General features: G+C 68.3%; 14 protein-coding genes. 8 read left to right on the forward strand and 6 right to left on the reverse strand.

The window, feature by feature from the left end:
• The first annotated feature begins 23 nt into the window (after positions 1-23).
• The 4 genes from E1267_RS07950 (at position 24) to E1267_RS07965 (ending at position 5581) form a co-directional block, all read left to right on the forward strand.
• The gene (locus E1267_RS07950) at positions 24-3662 is read left to right on the forward strand and encodes a multifunctional oxoglutarate decarboxylase/oxoglutarate dehydrogenase thiamine pyrophosphate-binding subunit/dihydrolipoyllysine-residue succinyltransferase subunit (RefSeq protein WP_132331311.1); all 3639 of its coding nucleotides are present in this window, start codon (positions 24-26) and stop codon (positions 3660-3662) included.
• Positions 3663-3762: 100 nt separating this feature from the next.
• Positions 3763-3942 carry a DUF6104 family protein gene (locus tag E1267_RS07955; protein WP_132331313.1) on the forward strand — a complete coding sequence of 60 codons (180 nt, stop codon included), beginning with the start codon at positions 3763-3765 and terminating at the stop codon, positions 3940-3942.
• Between the two features lie 98 nt (positions 3943-4040).
• Entirely contained in the window at positions 4041-4844 is an 804-nt protein-coding gene (locus E1267_RS07960; protein WP_132331315.1) for a DUF4097 family beta strand repeat-containing protein, read from the forward strand.
• Complete coding sequence (locus tag E1267_RS07965; RefSeq protein ID WP_132331317.1) at positions 4841-5581, forward strand: PadR family transcriptional regulator; 741 nt, start codon at positions 4841-4843, stop codon at positions 5579-5581. Before E1267_RS07960 ends, E1267_RS07965 begins: the two co-directional genes overlap by 4 nt.
• Before the next feature lie 82 nt (positions 5582-5663).
• Here the strand turns inward: E1267_RS07965 and E1267_RS07970 are convergent, their stop codons facing one another.
• The 4 genes from E1267_RS07970 to E1267_RS07985 all read right to left on the reverse strand — a co-directional run bounded on the left by E1267_RS07970 (position 5664) and on the right by E1267_RS07985 (position 10221).
• Positions 5664-6521, reverse strand: coding sequence for an oxygenase MpaB family protein (locus tag E1267_RS07970; RefSeq protein ID WP_132331319.1), 858 nt, complete (start codon positions 6519-6521; stop codon positions 5664-5666).
• A 74-nt stretch (positions 6522-6595) separates the two neighbouring features.
• On the reverse strand, positions 6596-7552 hold the full coding sequence (locus E1267_RS07975; protein WP_132331321.1) for a zinc-binding dehydrogenase: 957 nt from the start codon (positions 7550-7552) through the stop codon (positions 6596-6598).
• Positions 7553-7617: 65 nt separating this feature from the next.
• A complete protein-coding gene (locus tag E1267_RS07980) occupies positions 7618-8517 on the reverse strand; it encodes a hypothetical protein (protein ID WP_132331323.1) in 900 nt (299 codons plus the stop codon).
• A 264-nt stretch (positions 8518-8781) separates the two neighbouring features.
• The gene (locus tag E1267_RS07985) at positions 8782-10221 is read right to left on the reverse strand and encodes an acetyl-CoA synthetase (RefSeq protein WP_132331325.1); all 1440 of its coding nucleotides are present in this window, start codon (positions 10219-10221) and stop codon (positions 8782-8784) included.
• Positions 10222-10504: 283 nt separating this feature from the next.
• On the opposite strand from E1267_RS07985, the gene E1267_RS07990 reads away from it, so the two are divergent.
• Both E1267_RS07990 and E1267_RS07995 read left to right on the forward strand, forming a co-directional pair.
• Positions 10505-11629 (forward strand): trypsin-like serine peptidase, encoded by a 1125-nt coding sequence (locus E1267_RS07990; RefSeq protein WP_132331327.1) that lies wholly within the window; start codon positions 10505-10507, stop codon positions 11627-11629.
• 339 nt (positions 11630-11968) lie between these two features.
• Positions 11969-13054 carry a trypsin-like serine peptidase gene (locus E1267_RS07995; RefSeq protein WP_132331329.1) on the forward strand — a complete coding sequence of 362 codons (1086 nt, stop codon included), beginning with the start codon at positions 11969-11971 and terminating at the stop codon, positions 13052-13054.
• A 36-nt stretch (positions 13055-13090) separates the two neighbouring features.
• On the opposite strand, the gene E1267_RS46205 is transcribed toward E1267_RS07995, so the two are convergent.
• Positions 13091-15172, reverse strand: coding sequence for a sugar transferase (locus tag E1267_RS46205; protein WP_132331331.1), 2082 nt, complete (start codon positions 15170-15172; stop codon positions 13091-13093).
• A 185-nt stretch (positions 15173-15357) separates the two neighbouring features.
• Positions 15358-16434: a DUF418 domain-containing protein gene (locus E1267_RS08010; protein WP_132331333.1), complete on the reverse strand. Its 1077-nt coding sequence runs from the start codon at positions 16432-16434 to the stop codon at positions 15358-15360.
• A 319-nt stretch (positions 16435-16753) separates the two neighbouring features.
• On the opposite strand from E1267_RS08010, the gene E1267_RS08015 reads away from it, so the two are divergent.
• Both E1267_RS08015 and E1267_RS08020 read left to right on the forward strand, forming a co-directional pair.
• Positions 16754-17191, forward strand: coding sequence for a transposase (locus tag E1267_RS08015; protein WP_132331335.1), 438 nt, complete (start codon positions 16754-16756; stop codon positions 17189-17191).
• Between the two features lie 518 nt (positions 17192-17709).
• Entirely contained in the window at positions 17710-19239 is a 1530-nt protein-coding gene (locus E1267_RS08020) for a trypsin-like serine peptidase (RefSeq protein ID WP_132331337.1), read from the forward strand.
• Positions 19240-19426 lie beyond the last annotated feature (187 nt).

A 19426-nucleotide genomic window follows, 5' to 3' on the forward strand; every position in this document is an offset into this window, starting at 1 on the left:
TGCGGAAGAGGGCGATTTCCGCCGTGTCGTCTGAGTCGTCGCGGACAAACCCGCTGGCAAGCTTTGGTCAGAACGAGTGGCTTGTCGACGAGCTGTACCAGAAATACCTCCAAGACCCCGAGTCGGTCGACAAGGCTTGGTGGAATTTCTTCGCTGACTACAACCCTGACTACGGACCGGGCCGGACCCCGGCCAAGGAGGCGGGGAACGGCACAGTGACCGCCCCCGCGCCTTCCAAGGCGGCGCCTAAGGCGCCACCGGCAGCCGAGAAGCCGAAGCAACCGGCCGCTCCGGTGCCCAAGGGCGCCGAGGAGGTGAAGTTGCGCGGGGCCGCTGCCCGCACGGCCGCCAACATGGAGCAGTCGCTGTCGGTGCCGACGGCGACCAGCGTGCGCGCCATCCCTGCCAAGCTGCTGGTCGACAACCGCATCGTGATCAACAATCACCTCAAGCGGGGCCGCGGCGGCAAGGTGTCCTTCACGCACCTGATCGGCTTCGCGATCGTCAAGGCGCTGCGGGTCATGCCGGAGATGAACTACTCCTTCACGGAGATCGACGGCAAGCCGACGCTGGTCAAGCCCGAGCACGTGGGCTTCGGCCTGGCGATCGACGTGCAGAAGAGCAACGGCGAGCGACAGCTCCTCGTGCCCTCGATCAAGGGCGCGGAGGAGATGGACTTCCGGCAGTTCTGGATGGCCTACGAAGAGGTCGTCCGCAAGGCGCGGGCCGGCAAGCTCGGCGTCGACGACTTCTCCGGCACCACCATCTCGCTCACCAACCCCGGCACGATCGGCACCGTGCACTCCGTGCCGCGGCTGATGCCGGGCCAGGGCACGATCATCGGCGTCGGCGCGATGGAATACCCCGCCGAATACCAGGGCGCCTCGCCCGACACGCTCTCGCGCCTGGCCGTCTCCAAGGTCATGACGCTGACCAGCACCTATGACCACCGGATCATCCAGGGCGCCCAGTCGGGCGACTTCCTGCGCCAGATCCACCGGCTGCTGCTCGGCGAGGACGGCTTCTACGACGAGGTCTTCGAGGCCCTGCGCATCCCCTACGAACCGGTGCGGTGGGTCCAGGACGTGTCGACGTCGCACGACGACGACGTGTCCAAGTCGGCCCGCGTGCTGGAGCTGATCCACGCCTACCGCGTGCGCGGCCACCTGATGGCCGAGACCGACCCGCTGGAATACAAGCAGCGCAAGCACCCCGACCTCGACATCCAGTCGCATGGCCTGACGCTGTGGGACCTCGAGCGGGAGTTCGCCACCGGAGGGTTCGGCGGCCGGCCGCTGATGAAGCTGCGCGAGATCCTGGGCGTGCTGCGCGACTCCTACTGCCGCACGGTCGGCATCGAGTACATGCACATCCAGAACCCCGAGGAGCGGGCCTGGATCCAGGAGCGGGTGGAGAGGCCGCACAAGTCGCCCGAGCGCGACGAGCAACTCAACATCCTGTCGCGGCTCAACACCGCCGAGGCGTTCGAGACGTTTCTGCAGACCAAGTTCGTCGGCCAGAAGCGCTTCTCGCTGGAGGGCGGCGAGTCCCTGATCCCGCTGCTCGACTCGGTGATCAGTGACGCCGCCGACGAAGACCTCGACGAGGTCGTCATCGGCATGGCCCACCGCGGCCGGCTCAACGTGCTGGCCAACATCGTCGGCAAGTCCTACGCGCAGATCTTCGGCGAGTTCGAGGGCAACATCGACCCGCGCACCGCGCACGGCTCCGGCGACGTGAAATACCACCTGGGCGCGACGGGCGAGTTCACCGCGCCCAGCGGCAAGACCATCACCGCGTCCGTGGTCGCCAACCCTTCCCACCTGGAGGCGGTCGACCCGGTCCTGGAGGGCGTCGTACGCGCCAAGCAGGACCTGCTGGAGCGCGGCGAGGAGGGCTTCACCGTCCTGCCCGTCCTCGTCCACGGCGACGCGGCCTTCGCCGGCCAGGGCGTCGTGGCCGAGACTCTCAACCTGTCGCAGCTGCGCGGCTACCGCACCGGCGGCACCGTGCACGTGGTGGTCAACAACCAGGTGGGCTTCACCACCTCGCCCGCCTCATCCCGCTCGTCGGTCTACGCGACCGACGTGGCGCGGATGATCCAGGCGCCGATCTTCCACGTCAACGGCGACGACCCCGAGGCCGTGGTGCGCGTGGGCGAGCTGGCCTACGAATACCGCCAGGCGTTCCGCAAGGACGTCGTCATCGACCTCATCTGCTACCGCCGCCGCGGCCACAACGAGGGCGACAACCCCGCCTTCACCCAGCCGCTGATGTACGACCTGATCGACGCCAAGCGCTCGACCCGCAAGCTCTACACCGAGGCGCTGATCGGCCGGGGCGACATCACGGTCGAGGAGGCCGAGCAGGCGCTGCGCGACTACCAGGCCAAGCTGGAGCAGGCGTTCACCGAGACCCGCGAGGCGGCGAAGAAGCCGCTGGAGGCGGGCGCCATGCGGGTGCCGCCGGCCGAGGTGGTCAAGTGGTCGCACGACGACACGCCGACGGCGATCAGCGACGAGACGCTCAAGCGCATCGTCGACACCCAGCTCAGCCTGCCCGAGGGCTTCACGCCGCACCCGCGCCTCGCGCCGGTGTTGCAGCGCCGCGGCCAGATGGTCGAGCAGGATGCGATCGACTGGGCGATGGGCGAGACGCTGGCGTTCGGCTCGCTGCTGATCGACGGCCACCCGGTGCGCCTGGTCGGCCAGGACTCAAGGCGCGGCACGTTCACCCAGCGCCACGCCGTCCTGGTGGACCGGATGACCGGGGCCGACCACACGCCGCTCAAGACGTTCAACCACGGCACCACGAAGTTCTACGTCTACGACTCGCTGCTCAGCGAGTTCGCGGCGCTCGGCTTCGAATACGGCTACAGCGTCGTGCGTCCTGACGCGCTGGTCGCCTGGGAGGCGCAGTTCGGCGACTTCGTCAACGGCGCCCAGACGATCATCGACGAGTTCATCTCGGCGGGCGAGCAGAAGTGGGGCCAGAAGTCCTCGGTCGTGCTGCTGCTGCCGCACGGCTACGAGGGCCAGGGCCCCGACCACTCCTCGGCCCGCATCGAGCGGTTCCTCCAGGTGTGCGCGCTCGACAACATGACGGTGGCGCAGCCGACCACGCCGGCCAACTACTTCCACCTGCTGCGCTGGCAGGTGGAGTCCAAGCGCCACAAGCCGATGGTGGTCTTCACGCCCAAGTGGCTGCTGCGGCACAAGGCGGCCACGTCGAAGGCGTCCGACTTCACCTCGGGCAGCTTCCAGCCGGTGCTCGGCGACACGACGGTCGACCCGGGCAAGGTCACCAGGGTCGTGCTCTGCTCCGGAAAGCTCTACTACGAGCTGGCCGCGCAGCGCGACAAGACGGGCCGTGACGACGTCGCCCTCGTCCGGCTGGAGCGCCTCTACCCGTTCCCGTCCGACGAGCTGGCCACCGAGCTGGCGCGCTACGGCGAGCAGACGGAGCTGGTCTGGGCCCAGGACGAGCCGGTCAACATGGGGCCGTGGCCCTATCTGGCGCTCAAGCTGGCCGAGGACCCGCAGGTCCTGGGCGGGCGGCCGGTGCGCCGGGTGTCGCGCACGCCCAACAGCTCGCCGGCCACGGGCTCGCACAACACGCACGACCACGAGCTCGAGAGCATCCTCGAGCAGATCTTCGGCTGAAAAGCAGGTCCGCACGGTGAGCCCCCGGCCCGTCCGGGGGCTCACTGGCGTTCTGACAGGTTGATGCGGGCGAATCGCCCGTTGGAAGGAATGGACGACGATGTACTTCACCGATCGGGGGATCGAGGAACTGGTCGAGCGCCGGGGCGAGGAGGAGGTCAGCCTTCTGTGGCTCGGCGAGCGGCTGCGCGAGTTCGTCGACCTCAATCCCGAGTTCGAGACGCCCGTCGAGCGGCTGGCGACGTGGCTGGCCCGGCTGGACGACGAGGACGAGGAGTAGGGCGTTCCTGACGCCTGAAAACGCGATACATCTTGAGCTCTCCGCAGACGCGACATATCGTGTCTCTAGTAGACGTGTCGCCGAGAAGGGCAGGGATCATGCAACAGTGGGCGATCGAGACACCCGAACAGCTCACGTTCGGCCAGGTGGAGACGCTTGACGTACGCATCGTGGCCGGACGGCTGGCCGTGCTCGCCAGCGAGGGCCCGCCCACGCTGGAGGTGGCCGAAATGGACTCGGCCGCGCCGCTCATCGTGACCTACGACGAGCACACTCGCTCGCTCACCGTCGCCTACCAAGACCTGACCTGGGACGGAATGCTCGGGTGGCTGCGCCGTGACCGCCGCAGGACCGTGTTGTCGATCGCCGTGCCGAAGACCTGCACGGTCAACGCCGGCGTGGTCAGCGCGCCCGCCGTGGTTGCCGGGTTCGAGAGGAAGACCCACGTCAAGAGCGTGTCGGGCGAGCTCGTGCTCGACGGCGTGAGCGGTGACGTGCTGGCCAACACCGTCTCCGGCTCCGTCGAGAGCCGCGCGATGTCCGGCGACCTCGCCTTCAAGAGCGTCTCCGGCGACCTGACGGTGGCCGACGGCAGCCCGCGCCGGCTGAAGGCCGGCACGATCTCCGGACGGTTCACGGCCGACCTGGCGCTGCGCCCCACAGGTCACGTCACACTCAACAGCGTCTCGGGTGACATCGTGGTCAGGCTGCCGGAGAACGCCGAGGCCGACGTCAGCCTCAGATCCACCTCGGGCAGGCTGGTCAGCACGTTCCACGAACTGGCCAACACGGGCGGCCCCGGCGCCAAAGCGCTGACGGGGCGGCTGGGTGGCGGCATGGCCTCACTGTCGGCGATCACCGTGTCCGGCGAGGTCACGCTGCTCAAGGGAGAGAAGGAATGAGCCCTGTCTTCGGTCACGGCCGGCTCCGGCTGTACCTGCTCAAGCTGCTGGACGAGAGCCCGCGCCACGGCTACGAGGTCATCAGACTGCTCCAGGACCGCTTCCTCGGCGTCTACTCGCCCTCGCCCGGCACCATCTACCCGCGTCTGGCCCGCCTGGAGGAGGAGGGCCTCGTGACGCACGAGGTGGTCGAGGGCAAGAAGGTGTTCTCGATCACCGACAGGGGCCGCGAGGAACTGAACGACCGGCTCGACGAGCTCGACGACCTGGAGGAGGAGATCTCCGCCTCCGTGCGCGACATCGCCCGCGAGGTCAAGGAGGACGTCCGCGACACCGTCAAGTCGCTGCGCGACGAGCTGACCCGGATGGCCAAGGACGTGCGCACCAGCAGCCACGACGACGCCAGAGACCTGCTCGACAAGCAGCGGGAGGACCTCAGGCGGCTCAAGGAGCAGCAGAAGCGCCAGTGGATGGAGCACGCCAACCACTGGCAGGACGAGGGCGAGCGGCTCAGCAAGGAGTGGCGCAGAATCTGGTCGGAGGTCTGGGCGACACTCGGGGGCGCGCCGCCCAACCGGGCCGACCTCGACGCCGAGCTGGGCGAGCTGCTGGCCGACTTCGTCGCCCGGGCCCGTGAGGAGGCGTCGGGGACGCGCCTGACACCGGAGAAGGTGGCGGCGCTGCGCGTGACGCTCGACGACGCCGCCCGTAGCGTCCGCGACATCCTCGAACGCTGACCACCCCGCGCCTGCCCCAGCCGGGGATGCTCGCGACCTGGGTCCTACCGCGCCCGGAGATGTCGTGCGGGAACCGGCCGCGTCAGGCCGGGCGCGGGAGACGCTCGGCGCGGCGTGACCGGCGGGCGGCGCGGCGGGCGCGGTAGGCGATGGGCATGTAGCGCAGGCGTTCCGGCAGGCGCGGCGCGAGGGTCGCCACGGCGTGCCCGACCTGCCGCAGCCGCCGCTCGTCCCGCGCCGTCCAGCGCAGCCCCAGCTTCGCGCGTACGGCCGGCGGCAGCGTACCGACGGTCACGAAGTGGTTGAACCCCCCGGATCCCGCCCCGACCGGCGTCCACAGCCTGCGCAGCGGCCAGGGCAGGCCGGGCGGCGCCGGCGTGCCGCGCATGACCGCGAGCACGTCGAGAGCGGTCGGGTGCGGCTCCAGCCGGTCGGCCACCATGTCGTCGAAGTAGCGCCGGTACGCCGCCAGGTCCTCCGGCAGCTCCCGCTCGGGCACCCGCAGGATCACGCCGAGTTGCCGCGACTCGGCGTAGAACCGCTGCTCCTGCTCGTGGGTGAACGGGGTGCCGAACCACCGGTTGAGCGTGAGGAAGCGCTCGAACAGCGATAAGTGCACCCAGGCCCATGCCTCGCCGTTCAGCGCGTGATAGTGCCTGCCGTGCTCGTCCACCCCGCTGATGCCCCGGTGCAGCCTTCTGAGCCGCTCGCCTTCCGCCGGGCCGCGGGCGCCGCCGTACACCCAGGTCTGGACGGACGTGAGCGTGCGGGTGAGCCGTCCCCACGGGTCGGACTTGTACGTGGAGTGCTCCGCTACGGCCGCGCCCACGGCCGGGTGCATCGTCTGGAGGACCAGCGCGCTGCCGGCCACGAGCAGGTTGCGGTATTCGCCGGCCGTGTCCCAGTGCAACGAGCCTGGTCCGAAGGGTTCGACGTCCATGCTGACGGCCTCCCGGGTGATACGGCTTTCCCTGCTTGTATCACCCAGGAGAGCAGAAGTACCCATTTACTTATCTATCCCGAAAAGACGATCTTCCCGAAGATCTCCCCCTCCGCCATGGCCGCGAACCCCTCCCGCGCCTCGGCCAGCGGCAACGTCCGGTCGACGACCGGACGCACGCCGGTCTGCTCCAGGAACACCGCCAGCCGCTGGAGCTGGTCGCGCGTTCCCATCGTCGAGCCCGCCACGGACAGCTGCAGGAAGAACACCCGGTTGAGATCGGCGGGCGGGACCCCGCCGCTGGTGGCACCCGACACGACGATACGCCCGCCCGGTTTGAGCGACTTGAGCGAATGGGCCCAGGTCGCCTGCCCGACGGTCTCCATGACGGCGTCGACCCGCTCGGGCAGCCGCGCGCCCGTCTCGAAGACCTGGTCGGCGCCGAGCTCGCGGGCGCGCTCACGCTTGGCCTCCGTACGGCTGGTCGCCCAGACGCGGTAGCCGCCGGCCCGGCCCAGCGCGATCAGCGCGGTGGCGACGCCGCCGCCCGCGCCCTGCACGAGCACCGTGGAGCCGGGCTCAAGCCCGGCTTTGTCGAACAACATGCGGTACGCGGTCAGCCAGGCCGTCGGCAGGCAGGCGGCGTGCTCGAAGCTGAGCGAGGCCGGCTTGGGCACGAGGTTGCGGCGCGGCACGGCGACCCGCTCGGCGAACGTGCCGTCGTACGTCTCCGACAGCAGGCTGCGCCGGGGATCCAGCGTCTCGTCGGGGCCCGAGCCGATCACCGCGTGCACGATGACCTCGTTGCCGTCCTCGTCCACGCCGGCGGCGTCGCAGCCCAGCACGATCGGCAGCCGGTCCTGCCGGATGCCGACGCCCTTGAGCGTCCACAGGTCGTGGTGGTTGAGCGCGGCGGCCCGCACGGAGACGGTGGTCCAGCCGTCCGGCGTCGTCGGCTCGGGGCGCTCGCCGAGCGTCAGCCCGGCGAGCGGATGGTCGGGATCGGTCTGGGTGGCGGTTACGGCGAACATGGCCGCACCTTACTAACAAGATTGCGATCAACGGCCCGCCGCCCTGCCGCCGCGGACCCGCGAACCTACTCGTGCGTGATGCGGATGCCCTGGACGACCTGGTCGCGGAACCTCTGGGAGCCGGTGACGGTGACCTGCACGTCGCCGCGGCACACCGAGTCGACGGGTCGCCCGCGCCCGCTGATCACGTCGGGGACCGTGGCGGTGCGTTCGCAGCCGGGCGCCGGCGTCAGCACCACCATCGTCCCCGCCCCGCCGCCGAACCACAGCTGCGGCCCCACCGGCTCTCCCCGCACGGTGCCGCCCGGCTGGGCCAGCCGCACGCCGTCACCGGCGTCCTCGACCGACAACACCAGGTAGCCGTCCTTCGTCACCTTGCCCCGCAGCCCTTCGGCCAGCGCCGTGCGCTCCTCGAACGACAGCCCGGTCCCCCGGTCGTACATCGCCAGCCGCCACGGCCCGAACGCGAACATCAGCACCTGCCCGTAGCCGCCGCTGCCCGCCTGGCGCGGCCACAGCGTGACGTTGGGGGCGTAGTTTCTGATCGGCTCGCCGCCTTGGGTGATCTGCATCTCGCCGCCGTACGGGGCGACGAACTGGCGGTAGCTCCCCTCCACCCAGACACCCTGGAACGGCCGCGAGCCCATGTCGGCGAGGCCGAGCTCGGCCGGATAGCGCACCTTGGCGCGTGCCCCGTGCGGGAACACCACGTCGAGAACCTCGTCGCCGCCCCTCTCCGTGGCCTCGGCGTGCAGAACGTTGGGCGGGTTGTCGATCGTGCGAAAGGACCTGATGGGCCCGGGGGCCGGCGGCGACACCGGGTCGGGCGCGGGAGCGGGATCGGGATCCTGGCTGACGAGCAGGCTGACGGCAGGGACCAGCAGGAGCGCCAGGACCACCAACCCGATCCAGCGGCGGCGTCCGCGCTCGCCGCCTGACTCGATGACGTCGAACCGCTCAGCCACGACGTTCCTCGCCGAGTAGCCTGGCTTGCGCCCTTTCCCTCCAGTTCAGTTGAGGGGGACCGCCGGCGCAAGCCCTCGAACCTGGCGAAATCCTTGTCACAGGTCACGAATTCACAACCGTGCTCGGTGGCGAGCGCGGCGAGGTTGCCCGAGGCCCGGCCTGCCTGCCCAGCCTGACGAAGATCTCCCAGTGCCTGTCCGCGCCGCTGACCACCAGTGCGTGCGGCTGGTTGCGGTAGGACGACGCGAATCCACTTCGGGGGATCACCAGGTCGCCACGTTCACCTCACCGTCATGCGCGACCCGTACCACCTGCCCGACCAGCTCGCGCGACTCGGCGTCGGCCAGCAGGTCGTCCCGCGTCACCACCGCGTACGCCCGCCCGCCGGACGGCACGTCCACCACGAGCACCCCGCGCTCCGGCTCACCGTCCCGCCCGTGCGCCACGGTGTAGCCGGCCACGACGGCCTCGCCCGTACAGACCGGCACGATCGGCCTCTCCTCGGCCACGAACACCGGCGCCGCCTCTCCGAGACCTCCGCCGGGCTCGCTGGACCAGACGGCGCAGGCGTGCTTGGTCAGGTGCATCCCCACCCCGGTGACCAGGCCGTGCCCAGCCTGCGTGCGCAGCAGCCCCGCCATGGTGGCCGTCGAGTGCAGCACGTAGCCGCTGGCCGGCCCGCCCGCGTACGGCAGCCCTCCGGTCACCGTGAGCCCGCGCCGGTCCAGCGGGTCGAGCCCGACGGCGTCACACGCCTGCCGCAGCGCGATCGCGAAGCAGCTGTAGAGGTCGAGGGCGTGCAGGTCGTCCGGCCCGAGCTCCGCGCGCTTGAAGGCGACCTCCGCGGCCCTCCCGACGGCCTCTGAGCGTCCGAGCGCGGGCCGCGCCGCCACCTCCCAGGTGTCCTCCGCGTACGCCCACCCACGCAGGTACACCCGCCGACCGGCGGGCACCCCGAGCCGGTCGGCCAGCCGCGAGCTCGCCAGGACGACGGCCGCCGCCTGGTCCACCTCCATGACGGCGACCGTGTTCCTGGTGTAGGGCCAGCCGACGAAACGGTTGCCGTGCACCAGCTCGACGGGGGTGCGCGGGGTCCTGCGCCAGGCGTAGGGGTTGGCGGCGGCCACCTCGGTCATCGGCGCCATCATGCGCCCCCGCTCGCGCATCTCCTCCTCGATCGTGAGGCCGAGCGCCGCACGCCGCGCCGTCTCCATGATCGCGTACGTGTGCACCGGCATGAACAGGCCGTGGGCCAGCGCCGACGGATGCGGCGGCCGTTCCCATCCGTACGGGGGTTTGGGCACGGCCGGATGGCTCCACGGCACGCTCTCGCCCGCCTGCCGGTACGCCCGGCGCGTGGCCAGCGCCTCGGCCCCCGCGACCAGCGCCGAGTCGATCTCGCCTGCCGCGATCCTGGCGGCCGCCTCGCCGATGAGCAGGTGCGGGGCCGTACCGCCGACCTTGGAGTAGGCGCGGTGGCGCGGCGCGGCTCCGAGGCGTTCGGCGAGGCGGCCCACCGGCGAGTCGTACTGCCAGGAGTCGCTGTAGACGAGCTGGATCGAGTCGAGCCGCCCGGCCGGGAGGCGGGCGTCGGCGGCGGCCGCGCGCGCCACCTCCTCCCACAGGGCGAGCGGTTCCGGGCCGGGCTGCTCGCGAATGGTGCGTTGTGCGATGCCGATGAGGCAGGGCGTGCGAGGATCCATGAAACCATCTAACCAGAACAACATTCGGTTGATAAGCAGTGGCTTCTGATAAAGCGAGTTACCGTTGTTGCCGGAGCGGAGACACCAGCCATCCCACCTGCTGAGATGCCGATCAGGAATACATACGATCTCGCTATTTCCATAACGGAACGGGACCGGGCCATGCTTTTTCACGTCGTTTCCTGGCCGCCGCTCCGGCCATTTATTAACGTTCCGATCGTTTTCCTGGCCCACCCGGGGCGCAGCACCCCGCTCTGGGCCGCCGAAAGCCGAGAGGAGCTCCATGTATTCCCGAGCAAGGCGCATCGCGATCCCGCTGGCCGGCCTGGTGGCCGTCGGGCTGGCCACGGGAACGCTCAGCGGCGCCGCGGCCGGCGCGACGGCACCCTCAGACGTCGTGTCCAAGAACGCGGCCACCCCCGCCGAGCAGGCCATCCAGTTCTGGACGCCGGACCGCGTGAAGCGGGCGACCGACCACGACGACGTCATCGACCTGACCACCAAGGGTCTCCGGGGCAGCAACAGCACCCCCGACGGCCCTGCCGGATCCGTCCCGCCGATCGGCGGGGAGAAGAAGACCAAGGCCAAGAAGAGCAAGCAGGTCAACCTGCCGAACACCGTCGGCCGCGTGTTCTTCACGCTGCCGAAGGCCGACCCGCGCAACCCGAAGAACTGGCGATACTGCTCGGCCAGTTCGGTGCAGGGCAAGTACCGCAACCTCGTGGCGACCTCCGCCCACTGCGTGTACGACACGAAGAAGAACACCTTCTACGACAACTGGGTGTTCATTCCTTCGTACTGGGACGGCAAGAGCGTCTGGGACGGCAAAGCGCCCTACGGCATTTACGCCGCCAAGACGTTCAACGCGCACGACGATTTCCTGGTGAAGGAGGACTTCGACTACGACTACGCGTTCGTCAACGTCTACAACGGCATCAAGGTCGACTGGGCGAAGGACAGGGGCCGCTGGAAGTGGACGGTCAAGAACGTCGGCCGCCTCGGTGACAACGTCGGCGGTCAGGGCTTCACCTGGAACCGCAGCACGAAGGCGACCGTGTTCTCCTTCGGCTACCCGGCCGGCGAGCACCCCGACGGCGACAAGCCGTTCAGCGGGCGCACGATGAAGTGGTGCTACGGCAAGACCAAGCCGATGCCCGAGGCCAGGAAGTACAACCTGCAGGAGCACGTGGGACTCAAGTGCTCCTTCACCGCCGGAGCGAGCGGCGGGCCGCTGCTCTACTCGTACAAGAGCGCGTCGCGCACCGGCTACCTGATCGGTGTCAACAGCGTCGCGTGGGACACCGACGGCAACGACCGCTACGACCACATCTCGTCGCCGTACTTCAACACCGACACCTACAAGGTCTACAAGGCCGCCGCCAACCGCTGGACCGGCAACATGCCGTGATCAAGCGCGACACCCCAGGCCCCGGTTCCCGGGTGGGTTCCGGGGCCTTCCCCTGGCGGCGGAATTGGGCCGGCGGTGACGTGGTGTGCGCCACTCGGTCAACACCGAAAGCCCCACGAAATGACGACTTTTCACGACACATCATGTGATCCACATACCTGCTCCGACCTGCGGAGATGCAACATCTTAATGATCATTTAGAGGTATGTGGAGTGGATGTCTGACAGACTCCTTATAGTGCGAAGTGCACCCTTGATCAGGTAACGAATCTCTATCCACGCTGCAATACCGTCTGTACATCTGGAAAAATCCCTCCTTACGACCCCAAGAAAGGCAAAGATGATCCCCCGGGCCAGGCACGTCGCGCTCGCTGCTCTGAGCAGCGCGCTGCTGGTGCTGCCCGCCCTCACGGGGATCGCCGACGCCGCACGCGACAGCAAGGTGTACGCCGTCCCCCTGGCCACCACCCAGGCGGACGTGAAGAGGGTCGCCGAACACTGGAAGCCCGACCGGCTCAAGGTGGCCGACAACTACAGCCCCGCCACACCCGAAACCAAGGCTGCCCCGACGTCGCAGCCCGTGACGCCCACCGATCAGCGCAACCCCGTCGCCGCCATCAGGCGCTCCCTCGCCGCACAGAACGTGGCCGCCGTGATGCCGCGCAAGGGCAAGTCGGCCACGACCATGGGCAAGGTCTACTTCCGCTTCGGCGACAAGGAGTACTGGTGCTCGGCCAGCGCCGTCGCCGCCAAGAACCGCAGCGTCGTCGCCACAGCCGCACACTGCGCGTACGACTCGCGCCAGGCCAGGGCCGCCGACTCCTGGATCTTCGTCCCCAGCGGCGAAGCGTCCGGAGGCATCTACGTGGGCGCCGCCATCAGCATGCACGAAGACTGGTCGGGCAAGGGCGACTACGACTACGACTACGCGTTCGTCACCGTGCACCGCGGCTTCACCTGGACGAAGAAGAACGGCACCTACGTCATGAAGGACATCGGCCGGCTCCAGGACAACGTGGGCGGGCAGGGGCTCTCACTCAACAAGAAGCCCTCCGCATACTCCCCGATCTCCTTCGGCTACCCGGCGGGCATGCAGCCCGACAGGAGCCACCCGTTCAACGGCAAGAGCCTGCGCAGCTGCGAACGGACCGTCACCCAGTGGGCCGCCGTGGCCCCCGCCTTCGACCTGCAGAAGGGCGTACAACTCCAGCCGTGCGACTTCAGCCACGGCGCGAGCGGCGGGCCCTGGCTGATCGGCTGGAACGAGAACCGCGGGCTCGGCACCCTGGTCGGTGTCAACAGCCTCACCTGGAACAGGGACGCGCAGGGCTGGTACGACGCGGTGTCGTCACCGTACTTCGACACCACCACGGGAGAGGTCTACCGGCACGCCTCCTCCGTACGGACCATCTCCAGAATCGGCTGACCGCGCCCCCGGCCGCCTCCCGGGACCGCACGGGCGTCAGTCCTTTCCTCCCGTCACCGCGGAACCCCACGCCCGCATCATCTTCTTGAACTCCTTGGCGAAATGCGCGCGGTCGATCGACTCGCTGGCATGCGCGAAATGCCAGTTGTCCAGCTTCTCGCGTAGCTTGTTGAACTCCGGGGAGGCCGCCTCATAGCCGAAGAACTCCTTGTAGTAGCCGAAGTGGCTTCCCATCCCCGGGTTGACGGCGTACTTGCCGGTTGTCCACTTCTGGTAGGCTGGCGGGCTCAGATCGCGTTCCATCTCGCGATGCGTCGCCTCCACCAGGGGACGGTGTGCGATCCACGACATCTTCCCGGCGGCGACCTGCGCCACCTGCGGGAGTTCGTCCCATCCGGCGGCTCGCATGACCTTGCCGAATCGTGTGACCCGGACATCGCCGGCGCCGTGGCTCGAATCCATGCCGTCGGCGCTCTTCATCGAACGGAACTTCCACATGTTGAAGACTTTGCCGTCTTTTCCGAGCCGCGGCTGCGTCATGAAGGGGCTCTTGCCGTCCTCGGCGAACTTCACCACCGCCGTCAGGCCGGCCACAGGCGCGGCGAGCGGCATGAACGCCATGGACCACTTGAACTCCATCCACCTCTTCTCGGGGCTGCCCAGCCACTGCAGCCCCTTCTTGGGGAAGGCTTCCCACGGCAGGCGCAGTCCCAGTTCGGGGGACACACGCTGCCGGCCGGCCGCGAACGTCTTGCCGGCCAGTTCCGCGCCGGTGCCGAGGAGAGCCATGCCGAAGCCGACCTGTGCGGCATGTTTCCAGTCCCAGCCGTACCCGCTCGCCCATCCGGCCGTCGCCATGACGCCGGTGCTCACCGTCCCCCCGACGAGGAGGCGGGAGAGGACCCGTTCCCAGCCGGGTTTCTCCATCGCCGAGGCCAGGCCGGTCAGCAGGGGGCCGCCCTTGCGCAGAAGCGAGGGCAGGGCGCCGTGCGCGCCGGCCATGAGGCCGCCGGCGACCGCCCCGTGCCATGTCGACTGCAACAGCTGCTTCAGGTCGATGTCACCGGTGGCGAACAGCTGGTCGATCATGTTCAGCCCCCCGGCGAAGGCCATGCCCAGCACCGCCTCGCGAATGATTCGCAAGGTGATCTGCAGGGCCATACCCTCCAGCCGGATGAGCCTCGCCGCCGCAGCGTTGAGATAGGGGTTGATGACGATCGCCACGTACACCAAGGTCACCACGAAGGCGGCGGCCACCCAGTAGTGCCACTGCGCTTTGGAGATCGCGTCCATCCCCGTCCGGCAGTAGTCGGCGAGCTCATCCGTCTGCCGTTTCAGCTCCTTCAGCAGTCCCTTCTCGCCGGTGAGCATCTTCACGGCGTTCTTGAACTCGTCCGTGTTCGGCCCGTGCCCGGACGCGATCACCCGCCCCGCGTGCTGATCGACCTCCTCCGCCGCCCGATCGACAACGCGGCCGATCGTCAGGGCGGCCTCGCGCAGCACGTTCACCTGGGCGATGTCGCCATCAGGGTAGGCGCACCCGAAACCCATGGCCTGCAAGAACCATGCGGCCTGCTGCACGAAACCGGGCGGCTCGACCGTCGAGGGCAGCCTGCCGCCGTCGATCACCGGCCGATACTCCTCGATCTCCGCCAACGCCGCGGAGGACGAGGGCTGCGAGGACTCACGGCCGTCCAGGACATCCATGGTCGCGCTGTTGGCGCTGCGGTAGACGGTGCCGGCGTTGACCATCCCGGCGGACATGCCCTGGAGCAGGTTCACCGTACCGACCAGGTTCTCCAGCAGGGCGTCGCGCAGCCCCACGAAACCCGGCGCCTTGCGCGCCCGATCGCCCTCGTACAGGGCCCGGCCCAGATCGTCACTCCCGAACGGCCGCTCGCCCATCGCGTCGCAGAACTCGTCCACACCGACCCGCAGGGCGCGCGCCGCGTCGTGGACGCCACCCCCGGCTCCCATCCACAGTTTGGCGGAGAATGCGGTTTCCGGCATGGTTGCGACCCCAGCGAGCTTTACCGACGATCGGGTTGATCTTGTCAGGAAGACTGTCAAGAGTGTACGAGAATCACCGAACGGTGCAATTCGGGTACAGAACCCCACGCTACGGGTCGACGACCGTACGCGCAGCCTTCATGCAGGAGTTCGGCATCGCTCGCATGACGGCGCGCAAGGCCATGAGAGCCCTCCGCGAAGAGGGCTCCATCCACACCGTGCGAGGCATGGGCAGCTTCGTCAGCATTCAGGAGAGCACACGACCCGCGGCCCGCGATCCGGGGCGCAGTTCCTCACGTACCGACCCGGCTGGAGGGCGGGCGGCGGGCCCAGGTGGCCCAGCGCCAGAGCCATTCGAGCGGGCCTTGGCGGTAGCGGCGCAGCCACAGGGCGGACAGCAGCCACTGGGCCGCGAGGATGGCTCCCGCGGCCAGGAACGCCACCTGCAAGGACTGCCCGATCGGCAGGCCGAGAACGTGCGTCGCCGCGAGGACGAGAAGCGTGGCGGTCAGGTAGTTGGTCAGGGCCATCCGGCCCAGCGGCGCGAAGACGACCCGCAGCACCGGCCGCAGCGGCGTTCTGAGCAGGACCAGCAGGGCGCACACCACCACGCCGGCGATCAGCAGATCCGCCAGGCTGGACGTGAACGACGGCTGCATCGGGTCCGCCCCGGCCTCCATCTGGCCGTGCGCCCACAAGGCAGTGGCCGCCCCTGCCGTGAGGACCAGCCCCAGCAGGAGCGGCCCTCGGATGGACCGCTCGATCTGGTCGGCCACCCCATAGCGGGCCAGTGCCGAGCCGAGCAGGAACAGCCCGGCGATCAGCAGGGGCCCGCCCCCGCCCCACAGCGCCACCGGAACGAGCACGGCGGCGAGGCCGGCCACGGCCCATCGCGGCAGCCAGGACGAGGGCAGCAGCACCAGCAGGCCGACGACCGCGTACCTGGTCAGGATCTCCCCCGGCCACAGCACCACGTGCACGAGCCCGATCGCGAGCAGCGCCACCAGCCGTCGCAGCAGCACCAGCCGCGGGCGGGAGACGCGGTCGGCGGCGGAGTCCAGCAGCAGCGTGAACCCGATGCCGAACAGCAGGGAGAAGATCGGTAACCCGAGCCACGGATCCCAGTCGCCCATGGGCTGCGTCACGACGGCGGTGCCGTGGTCGGCGATCAGCTGGATGTTGGCGAACAGGATCTCGCACAACGTGAACCCGCGCAGCACGTCGAGCGCGATGATGCGGGGCCGCCCAGAGGCGGGCGCAGCCGTCGGCGACCGGCCGGACGCGGGCGTGGCAGTAGAGGCGGTGGCGTCGTCCGGGAGATGGCGACCGGGATGGCCGGTCGGTTCTCCGGGGAACTCTTCGCGAGGCATAGGGCCGTATCCTGCAGAGCCGCCCCCGGGGACGACATCGGCCGAAAGCACGGTCAGCCGCATCCATGAACGTACTTTCAGGCGGAGTTGCCGACGGTGGCGACGCCCCATGGTCGGCCGTCTTGTTGCAGCCTGGTCGGTGACCTCGATGCGGTCGCTTTCGGCGCTGGTGCGGGTGGCCTTTCCTGCAGCCGCCCGGCACCATGGGCGTCCCGCAGGCCGTCTGACCAGAAGCGGGACTGCGGCAGCGGGCGGGGCGCTTAGGAAGATCTTCTTTGGTTTGTCTGACACACCGTGTTGACCTTGTCACGATGAGCGCATGCGTCGTGGTGATCTGACGAACGCCGAATGGGAACGCCTGGCGCCGTTGCTGCCGCCGGAAGAGCTGCTCCCTCCTGACGACAGCCGGCGCGGCCGTCCGCGGACCGGTCATCGAGCGGCGATCAACGGGATGCTCTACCAGGCCCGCACCGGAGAGCACTGGCGAGATCTGCCACAGCGGTTCGGATGCTGGGTCGCCATATACAAGCGTCATCGACGGTGGGCGGCGGACGGCACCTGGCAACAGTTGCTGTCCGCGATCGAAGTCGTGCAGGGCACGTGCGCGCAGACGCCCAGCGGCGCGTCGAGTCGTCGCCCGAAGTTGCGCGCCGTCCCGCCGCCGGCGCCGCGACGCAGGCGGGCCACTCCGAGCCATCCGGCGCTGGCGCGGCTGCGCGACCACCTCGCGGAGGTCGTCAGCCGGAGGACCGTCTAGTTCCGCCGCACCGTTCAGCAGGGTCGAGGGACAACAACTCTGGGGTCGGAGCCCGGCCCGCCCAGCCACGCCTTCCCGAGCGGCCGGTCGCCGGCTCACAGGGGGACCGCGCCTTGTTGCTCGGGCAACAGAATCCCGACAAATAAGGCTAATGCGGATGTTTTGGGTCGGAACCTGAAGATCGTCTGTGAGAGGCCGAGCACATTAGACGGGTTAGGGTTCCATCTGGTTCCTGTGATCTAAGTCACATTCAACCGACTACACTCTGTGTCGGGGCACTAACGGAACTTTCGTACCGCAAGCAACATCTCCCTCGTACCCTGCAAAAACGTAACGCCTCGGTCACCATACGCGAAGATCTCTGACTGGTCACAGCACGGTAACGGCGATAGGGGCGCCTTCCGGATCTTCCAAAGCGGGTTTCACCTGCGGAGATCACCACGCTATGTTCCTTGCTATCCCTTTACTGACGCATGGGACGCAAGTTGCGACCCACGACAGAGCAAGGAGCAGTTCCCTTGAAGCGCATTCTCATCCCCGCCGGTGGTGCCGTTCTCGCCACCGGTCTTCTGGCCGCCGGCCTCGCCGGTACGGCTCAGGCCGACAGCGACGTCGCCAAGGACAACCTGGCGACCAGCGCGGCCAACGCAAACGCCATCGCGAGCTTCTGGGCGGAGAACAACGGCGCTGCCCTGAAGGCCGCCAAGGAGTCCGACGTCTGGGCCAAGTCCGACGTGAGCAAGATGCAGAGCAAGGGCGGCTACAGCTCGGACACCAAGCCGGGTGCGACCGCCCCGATCGGCGAGGAGAAGAAGTCCTCCTCGAAGACGCAGAACGTCAACATGCCGAAGACCATCGGCAAGGTGTTCTTCGTCAACAGCAAGGGCGAGAAGAAGTGGTGCTCTGCCACCTCGCTCCAGTCGAAGTACCGCAACCTGGTCGCCACGGCCGGTCACTGCGTGTACGACACTGCGAAGAACGAAGCCACCATGGACAAGTGGGTCTTCGTTCCGGGGTACTACCAGGGCAAGGCTCCCTGGGGCATCTACGTCGGCAAGACGGCCTTCACCCACTACGACTTCGACGTGTACGAGGACTACGACCGCGACTACGCCTTCGTCACCGTCTACAACGGTGTCAAGCTGGACGCGACCAAGTCCAAGAACGTGTCCAAGGAAGAGTGGGACAAGTACGCGGGCCTCAAGGACGCCAAGGACATCGAGGTCAGCCGGGAAGAGTTCCGCAAGGGCAAGCTCGACCCCAAGACCGCCGACTACTACTGGCGCCAGAAGGGTAGCGACGCCGAGCTTGCCGGCCCCGACTACCCGGGCGCCGAAGTGGCCAAGGTCGAGGTTTCCGAGAGCCGCTACAAGGCCGCCAGGGTTGGCAAGGGCAACGGTCGCAAGTTCGGCGAGCCCATCGTCGAGAACGTGACCTACAACGAGGCCGCTGCCTACCTGAAGAACCAGAAGGAGAACCCGGGCAAGTTCCCGGGGACGGTCAAGCTGGACAAGCGTGGCAACTCCACGATCACGCACTTCTACGTGCAGGCGTGGTACAAGCCCGGCAAGGCCGCGAAGTACTTCAAGACCGTCTTCTACATCATCGACCACAAGTCCCTGGACGCGGGTCGACTCGGTGACAACGTCGGCGGTCAGGGCTTCGCCTGGAACCAGCCCACCGGCAAGGCTGTCCGCGTGTTCGGCTACCCGGCCGCTCCGCACCCCGACGGCAACAAGAACTACACCGGCATTACTCCGAAGTGGTGCTACGGCAAGACCACGAAGAAGCTGGTCGGTTCGGCTGCCAAGAAGATCGAGGAGCACGTCGCCCTCAAGTGCGCCATGACCGAGGGCGCCGACGGTGGCCCGTGGCTGTACAAGTACAGCAACGCCAAGCGTCTCGGCTACGTGAACGGTGTCGTGAGCACCTTCAACGACCAGGACGGCAACGGCCGCGTTGACTACATCTCGTCGCCGTACTTCGATGGCGAGACCAACACCGTCTACAAGGCCGCTGCGGCCTCGTGGTCCGGCAAGGTCGTCTAAGTAACACATAGCGACCGGCCTCCAACCGTTCGTTAGGCGTTACAAGCGAGAGGCTCGGCACTTGCCGAGCCTCTCTGCTTTTCCGGCTCAGAAGTGAAGGCGTTTGGACGCACGGGACCGCCAGATGGTGCCATGCATACGTTGTGATCTGCGTCACATCGGTCCGTCGCCCTCGGTCATCGTGGCC

The organism is Nonomuraea longispora (assembly GCF_004348345.1).
Classification (GTDB): Bacteria; Actinomycetota; Actinomycetes; order Streptosporangiales; family Streptosporangiaceae; genus Nonomuraea; species Nonomuraea longispora.

Coding starts and splice junctions, on each gene's coding strand:
- E1267_RS07995 (WP_132331329.1), top strand. CDS start 11,969: ATGATCCCCCGGGCCAGGCACGTCGCGCTCGCTGCTCTGAGCAGCGCG.
- E1267_RS07975 (WP_132331321.1), bottom strand. CDS start 7,552: ATGTTCGCCGTAACCGCCACCCAGACCGATCCCGACCATCCGCTCGCC.
- E1267_RS07965 (WP_132331317.1), top strand. CDS start 4,841: ATGAGCCCTGTCTTCGGTCACGGCCGGCTCCGGCTGTACCTGCTCAAG.
- E1267_RS07955 (WP_132331313.1), top strand. CDS start 3,763: ATGTACTTCACCGATCGGGGGATCGAGGAACTGGTCGAGCGCCGGGGC.
- E1267_RS07970 (WP_132331319.1), bottom strand. CDS start 6,521: ATGGACGTCGAACCCTTCGGACCAGGCTCGTTGCACTGGGACACGGCC.
- E1267_RS07960 (WP_132331315.1), top strand. CDS start 4,041: ATGCAACAGTGGGCGATCGAGACACCCGAACAGCTCACGTTCGGCCAG.
- E1267_RS07990 (WP_132331327.1), top strand. CDS start 10,505: ATGTATTCCCGAGCAAGGCGCATCGCGATCCCGCTGGCCGGCCTGGTG.
- E1267_RS08010 (WP_132331333.1), bottom strand. CDS start 16,434: ATGCCTCGCGAAGAGTTCCCCGGAGAACCGACCGGCCATCCCGGTCGC.
- E1267_RS08015 (WP_132331335.1), top strand. CDS start 16,754: ATGCGTCGTGGTGATCTGACGAACGCCGAATGGGAACGCCTGGCGCCG.
- E1267_RS07985 (WP_132331325.1), bottom strand. CDS start 10,221: ATGGATCCTCGCACGCCCTGCCTCATCGGCATCGCACAACGCACCATT.